General features: G+C 68.3%; 4 protein-coding genes and 2 pseudogenes. 3 read left to right on the plus strand and 3 right to left on the minus strand.

What is annotated here, in order from left to right:
• Positions 1–41: 41 nt before the first annotated feature.
• Positions 42–392: pseudogene (locus AB0Q99_RS11485) on the minus strand (transcriptional regulator); the annotation flags it as partial.
• 48 nt (positions 393–440) lie between these two features.
• On the opposite strand from AB0Q99_RS11485, the gene AB0Q99_RS11490 reads away from it, so the two are divergent.
• The 3 genes from AB0Q99_RS11490 to AB0Q99_RS11500 all read left to right on the plus strand — a co-directional run bounded on the left by AB0Q99_RS11490 (position 441) and on the right by AB0Q99_RS11500 (position 4139).
• Positions 441–743: a hypothetical protein gene (locus tag AB0Q99_RS11490; protein ID WP_363570436.1), complete on the plus strand. Its 303-nt coding sequence runs from the start codon at positions 441–443 to the stop codon at positions 741–743.
• A 553-nt stretch (positions 744–1296) separates the two neighbouring features.
• Positions 1297–1869, plus strand: a complete 573-nt coding sequence (locus tag AB0Q99_RS11495) for a replication initiator (RefSeq protein WP_363570438.1) — start codon at positions 1297–1299, stop codon at positions 1867–1869.
• Positions 1870–2081: 212 nt separating this feature from the next.
• Entirely contained in the window at positions 2082–4139 is a 2058-nt protein-coding gene (locus tag AB0Q99_RS11500) for a recombinase family protein (RefSeq protein WP_363570440.1), read from the plus strand.
• Here the strand turns inward: AB0Q99_RS11500 and AB0Q99_RS11505 are convergent.
• A pseudogene (locus tag AB0Q99_RS11505) lies at positions 4097–4327 on the minus strand (CoA-binding protein); the annotation flags it as partial. The gene AB0Q99_RS11500 and the pseudogene AB0Q99_RS11505 sit on opposite strands and share 43 nt — an antisense overlap.
• A 113-nt stretch (positions 4328–4440) precedes the next feature.
• Positions 4441–5778: a UDP-glucose/GDP-mannose dehydrogenase family protein gene (locus AB0Q99_RS11510; RefSeq protein WP_363570441.1), complete on the minus strand. Its 1338-nt coding sequence runs from the start codon at positions 5776–5778 to the stop codon at positions 4441–4443.
• Between the last annotated feature and the right edge of the window lie 386 nt (positions 5779–6164).

Below are 6164 nucleotides of genomic sequence, written 5' to 3' on the forward strand. Positions count from 1 at the left end.
TCCCATACCTGGGAGAGGGCCCGATGCGTTCCGCGCGTTGATCAGGCTGCGAGCAATTCGCGGGCTCGATCGTTGAAGTCGGCCACAAGGGCATGGCGACCGAACGGGACCATCTGCTGCTTGAGGTTCTGTACGGCCTCGACGGCGCGGGACGACTTGACCTGGCCGGTCAAGACGAGGGTCCGCAGACCGGCCGCGTGAGCGGCTTCGAGGTTGCGGCGCTGGAGGTGGGACACGGCGAGGGCTGCTTGCGACATCGTGCCGCGACGGGCCCGCTTCTGGGCCCTGGCGTGATCGATCGACAGGCGTGCGTACCGTTCGGATTCGTCGGCGTCGCCGATGTCCTGGAAAGTCTGGGCGTGCTCGCCGTTCAGGTAGGCCGGATCGATGAAGTTGAACGGGCTGGCGTTCAAGCGCCGTGCGCGCAGGAAGGGGAGGTCATGACCGGCGCCGAGAGCACAGCCCCGCACCGGTTCCCGGTGACGGTGGAGGTCCGTGGGATCACGGAGCCCGCGCGGTTCTCCAAGTTGTCGGACGCACTGACCGCACTCCTCGGCTCGCTGCGGGCGCTGCCGTTGGACGCGGACCAGTGGAAGTACTTCGACGATCTGTTCGGGCAGTCGGCGGTGCCGTCGATTGAGCACAGGCTCGCGACGTACGGGCATGTGCAGGCGCTCGCGTTCGTCGGGATCACGCCGTACGTGATCAAGCTCTATCCGGCCGATCCCGAGGTGTGCCCGTGATGCGGTGGGACCCTCGGACCTGGCGGGGCAAGATCGTGTTGTGGTGGTCGCTGCGCGGTCAGTTCTCCTGGCCGGTGCGGGTCGTCTCCCCCCGGCGGCGTTCCGCTCACCGTGCGGTGCCGGCGTGGCTCGCCGAACCCGGGTACCTCGACCGCTCTCGGGCGCAACTGATGCGGCGGATCTGGCGGGAACGCACGGGAGTTGATGATCCGCTGGTCGGACTGGATGAGGCGGAGCTGTTCCGGCGGATATTCGGCCACGACTCCGAGGGGAGTGAGCCGGCGCGGTAGGACCCTGGGGTGATCAGGGACAACTGAAGACGTACCGGACCACCCCCCGACCTTGGCGGGAAAGTGGGGTAGTCCGGTGGGTCGCAACCCGATGCCGATGGTATCGGGCTCCTCGGCATGTGTGCGCACGGATGGCCGGTTCGGTTGTTGATCAGGGGAGTTGAGGGACTGTTGTACGGGGACGACGACTTCGGCGCGGAGTTGGCGGCAGGCCTCGATCCGGACTCGTGGGTGTGGCTGCCGGGCGTGGACTACGCCGCCGGGTGGCGGGTCGCGCGCGGAGCGGCGGACGAGCTGCCCACCCCCTCACAGGCGGGGACGGCGCACGCCTCACCGACGACGCCGTAGCCGCCTACGTCGCCAAGTACACCAGCAAGAGCGCCGAAACCGCCGGCGCCGTCGACCGCCGCATCACGACCCTCGCCGAGATCCGCGCACTACACGTCACACCCCACATCCGGTCCCTCATCACCACCGCCTGGCACCTCGGCGAACTCCCCGAGCTGCAACACCTGCGCCCGCGCACGTGGGCTCACATGCTCGGCTACCGGGGCCACTGCCTCACCAAGACCCACGCCTACTCCACCACCTACACCCGACTCCGAACCGACCGCGCCGAACACGCCCGCACTCTCGCTGGCGCCCCGGTCCAGTTCGCTGACTGGGATACCGAAGCCACCACAGAATCCGCCTGGCGCTTCTCCGGGACCGGCCACACCCCCGCCGAAGCCCTCATCGCCGCCGGAATCGCCGAAGACCTCGCCACCAACCGGGAGATAGGACGGTGGGATAGACGTTTGCGCTGTCTTCAGCCCGAGAACGGGGGTGCGGCGTGAATCAGATCAAGGTGACTTGGAAGTCGGGTGCTGAGCTGCCGCAGGAGGAGATGGCTCGGCTGCTCAAACTCCTATTCGGTTCTCGGGTCATCCGTCCAGAGAATTCCCGAAAGCCCTGACGGCTTGACAGATCTGCCGATAGGCTGCCGTCAACAAAGTGCCCCGGCGACGGCTGCAACCGTCCCGGGGCCGGCCGACCGGTTGGAGTCGACATGGCCAATAAAAGCACACTCGCACAGAGCGCGACTGCCGTAGTCGCGCACGTGACCTCGGTCCGAGTGCTCCGGGCGGTGGACTACCTGCGTGTGAGCACGGATCAGCAGCGCAAGGGCTACGGGATCGCAAGCCAAGGCAGGAAGACCGTTGCCCTGATGGCCCGCAAGAACTGGGCCCACGTGGGAACCTACGAGGACGAGTGCATCAGCGGCAGTCTGGAGGCGGCCGAGCGGCCGGACCTCAATCGGCTCATGGCGGATGCAGCTTCGATGCCTCGCCCCTTCGACGTTGTGGTCGTACCCGAAGGGCGAGCCATCGGGCGAACCGGCCGTGCGTTCTGGCGCTGGGTCTGGGCCCTGGAGGACATCGGGATCTTCGTGGCCATCGTGGACGGCGACATCGACAACACCACGGACGCCGGGCGTGGGGAGATGCGCCGTCAGGCGGACTATGCGGAGACGGAGTACGAGCGCATTCGCTCCCGTACTCAGGGCGGAATTCAGGAAAAGGCCGAAGACGGCGGGCTGACCGGCGGGCGTCCGCGCTATGGGTACCGCATTGCGGACAAAGGTCAGAAAGGCCTGTCCCGTATTGTCATCGACAAATGCGACGACGGCGAGGGGTGTGCGAAGGTTCACGAGTTCGTGGTCCTGCGAAGGGCCTGGGAGCTGGTGGTTCTGGATCGCTGCAATGCTCGTCAGGCAGCGCTCCGTCTCAACGCAGAAGGGCTGCTGACCCGACGGGGCTTGCTCTGGTCCAACCGGAACTTGTGGTCACGGCTGATGGACGCTACAGGTGAGCCCGAGATGGCGTTCCGTCACCATGGTCGGGCCAAGCCGGGTCCAGACGGAAACCCGATCTTCGGGAACACCGTGATCATTCCGCTCGAACCGATCTTCACGCCGGACGAGCGGGAACAGCTCCGCCGGGCCATGGTGCGGAACCGAAGGGGCGACGGCACGAAGTCGGCTGCAGCGCACTACCCGCTGTCGACTCGGATCTTCGGCCTGTGCGGTCGCCACTACGGCGGCCTCAACCGCAAGGAACGGGGTGGTCGGGCGTATCACTGCTCCGGCAAGAGGGAGAAGTACGCGGGCGCCTCGGTATGCGATTGCCCGACCATCAACGCGGACGTTCTGGAGAAGATTGTATGGGCCGAGACCAGCAAGCTCCTCGGGGAGCCTGAGCGTCTTCAAGCAATGTCTGAGGACTGGCTCAGTACTGCGATGGGTAACCAGGTCAACTACGACGAGCGGGCCGCGGATCTCGACCGGCAGATCGACGAGCAGGACTCCGTGCTGTCGGTCACGATGGTGGTAGCAGCCAAGCAGGCTGCCCGGCGTGGCTTGTCCGGTGAAGCGGCCGAGGAAGCCGTTCAGAGGACGGTGAAGCCGACTGCTGACGAGTTGGCCGAGTCGATCGCGCTGCGAGACGAAGTTCTTGCCTGGAAGGCCGAGAACGAGGCCGCCGGCCAGCGTGCGGCCGATCTTCGCGAGCTGGCGAAGGTGGCTCGATCGCGTCTTCGGAAGATGACGTCCGTCGAGCAGGAAGAGGTGCTTGACCTGCTGAACGTCCGGGTGACGATCACTGGTAAGCCGCCTCGTGGGCGGCGAGACGACTGCACCCTTGCCAAGGGCTTCGCAGATCGGGGACGAGGCGTCCCGGTGCTCACGGACGAGGCGTGGCAAGTGATCGAACCGGTTCTTGCCGCCGTGGGAAGGCGCAAGCGGGCCAACGAGATCCCGATCCGACAGGCGGTCGAAGCATTCCTGTACAAAGCCCGGACTGGCGTCCCTTGGAGCAAGTTGCCGCCGAAGTTCGGGGCTCCGACCAGCCTGCAGACTCGCTACCACCGCTGGTACACGCTCGGCGTATGGCAGCAGGTGATGGATCTACTCGCCGACTGTGAAAGCGAGCCGCAGCCAATGGAGCTGTACCCGCTGCCGCCGATGGAGGTCACCGGTGCGGTCGACCCCCGGCTGTTCGTAGGAGTTGGCTCGGCACCTCACGACATCATCCCGACCGGGAACGGGATGTCGGCGAGCGACGGGTAGCCCTGCTCGCCGAGGACCGTCTCGGCCTTCGGGTGCACCGGCACGACGCGCTTGCCGTGGCGCCGCAGCACCCGGGCCACGCCGTAGGCGGCCCGGGCGGTGTTGTTGGAGAGGCCGACCACGGCCCAGACGTCCCCGGTACCAGTGAGGATCTCGCGGACCGTCGCGTCGTCGCCGTAGCTCGTCATGCCGGGTCCAACGACACCGGAGGCCGTGGGATTCCGCCCGGGCCCGGTCGGCCGGGGGAAACGGAAGCGCCCGCTCCCCGGGTCGGGGGCGGGCGCTCGCGGGGAGGGCGGGGTCAGCTGGGGCGGCCCAGGGCGCGGTAGGTCCAGCCGGCGGCGCGCCAGGCCTCGGCGTCGAGGACGTTGCGGCCGTCGAGGAGGCGGCGCTCGGCGACCACGGCGCCCAGTTCGGCCGGGTCCAGCTCGCGGAACTCGGCCCACTCGGTGAGGTGGAGGACGACGTGGGCGCCCTCGGCGGCCTCCAGGGCGGAGTCGGCGTAGGCCAGGGAGGGGAACATCTTCCGGGCGTTGTCCACGGCCTTGGGGTCGTAGACGGTGACCTGGGCGCCCTGGAGCTGGATCTGGGCGGCCACGTTGAGGGCGGGGGAGTCCCGGATGTCGTCCGAGTTGGGCTTGAAGGCGGCGCCGAGGACGGCGATCCGGCGGCCCAGGAAGCCGCCGCCGCACTGCTCGCGGGCCAGCTCGACCATCCGGGAGCGGCGCCGCATGTTGATCGAGTCGACCTCGCGCAGGAAGGTCAGCGCCTGGTCGGCGCCGAGCTCGCCGGCCCGGGCCATGAACGCGCGGATGTCCTTGGGCAGGCAGCCGCCGCCGAAGCCGAGGCCGGAGTTGAGGAACTTGCGGCCGATCCGCTCGTCGTGGCCGAGCGCGGTGGAGAGCAGGGTGACGTCCGCGCCGGCCGCCTCGCAGACCTCGGCCATCGCGTTGATGAAGGAGATCTTGGTGGCCAGGAAGGAGTTGGCGGCGGCCTTCACCAACTCGGCGGTCGCGTAGTCGGTGACCAGGAACGGCACCCCGGCCGCGATCGGCTCGGCGTACACCTGGCGCAGCAGCCGCTCGGCCCGCTCGCTCTGGGCGCCGACCACGATCCGGTCCGGTCGCAGGGTGTCCTGGACGGCGAAGCCCTCGCGCAGGAACTCCGGGTTCCAGGCGAGTTCGGCGCCCTCGCCGACCGGCGCCAGCGCGGCCAGCCGCTCGGCCAGCCGGGCCGCCGAGCCGACCGGGACGGTGGACTTGCCGACCACCAGGGTCGGGCGGGCCAGGTGCGGCGCGAGCTCGTCGATCACGGTGTCGACGTACGACATGTCGGCGGCGAACTCGCCCTTGCGCTGCGGGGTGTTGACGCACACGAAGTGCACGTCGCCGAACTCGGCGGCCTCCTGGACGGAGGTGGTGAAGCGCAGGCGCCCGGTCGAGTTCTGGTGTCCGGCCACGTGCTTGAGCAGCAGCTCGGACAGGCCCGGCTCGTACATCGGGACGCGGCCGGCGGTGAGCATGGCGATCTTGTCCGGGTCGATGTCCAGGCCCAGCACCTCGAAGCCGAACTCGGCCATCGCGGCGGCATGTGTGGCGCCGAGGTAGCCGGTGCCGATCACGGAGATGCGGAGGGTCACGGGTTCTCCCTGGATGCGGACTCGACCGGTCTGGACGCGGACGCGAACCGGTGCGGACGTCCCCGATGCTATCCGCCCTGCCCGGGCGTGCAGGGATCGCCCGCACGCCCAGGACGCTAGGCAGCCGCAGGTGGGAGCCCTAGGATCTCTACTGAACGGTAGTTAACCCCGGATTCGACGTCGATCGGACCGGATCGATCGGACCGGATCCGACTGCGGTCGCTGGACCGCGGGCACTGGACTCCGGTCACTGGACGACGAGGCAGGCATCATGGCGGGCAGCGCGGCGGCGGACTTCGATCTCTTCCGCATCTCCGAGGAGCACGAGATGCTTCGTGAGGCGGTGCGTTCGCTGGCCGAGGCGAAGATCGCCCCGTTCGCGGCGG

This window comes from Kitasatospora sp. NPDC086791, from assembly GCF_040685975.1.
GTDB lineage: Bacteria > Actinomycetota > Actinomycetes > Streptomycetales > Streptomycetaceae > Kitasatospora.